Annotated in this window: 1 protein-coding gene; it reads left to right on the top strand. The window is 55.6% G+C overall.

The annotated features are described in order from the left end of the window. The coding region (locus tag HFE01_RS26420) for a phosphopantetheine-binding protein (RefSeq protein WP_243208312.1) at positions 1-603 on the top strand (603 nt) is incomplete at both ends.

Below are 603 nucleotides of genomic sequence, written 5' to 3'. Positions count from 1 at the left end.
ATCGAACTGGGCGAGGTCGAAGCACAAATATTGAAAGTGGAGGACGTGCAAGAGGTCATCGTCCTGGCCCAAGCGGACGAGCAGGGACAAAACCAACTGGTGGCGTACTATGTCGCTGAAAGAGACGTCAGCGCGAGTGAACTGCGCGGCTTACTGGGTGAGGATCTGCCCAACTACATGGTGCCTTCATACTTCATCCAGCTGGAGCAGATGCCGCTGACACCGAACGGCAAAATCGACCGCAAGGCCCTGCCAGCACCGGAGGGCAGCCTGCAAAGCGGAGCGGATTATGTAGAGCCGCGCACAGCGTTGGAGCAGACGTTGGTTTCGATTTGGCAGGGGGTATTAGGAACGAAGAGCGTCGGGATTCTGGATAATTTCTTTGACCTCGGCGGCGATTCGATCAAAGCGATTCAGGTATCGTCCCGCTTACTGCAAGCGGGCTACAAGCTGGACATGAAGGATTTGTTCCAATATCCGTCCATTTCGCTGCTGAGCGGTCATGTACAAAAAGTGAGTCGTACGGCCGATCAGGGCGAGATATCAGGCAGCGTCAAGCTGACCCCGATCCAGCAGTGGTTCTTTGGACAAGCCTCGGCAGAG

The organism is Paenibacillus sp. EKM10P, assembly GCF_011800655.1.
Classification (GTDB): Bacteria; Bacillota; Bacilli; order Paenibacillales; family Paenibacillaceae; genus Paenibacillus; species Paenibacillus polymyxa.
The sequence above is the reverse complement of the archived record's forward strand: the minus strand, read 5'-3'. Positions and strand labels throughout refer to the sequence as shown.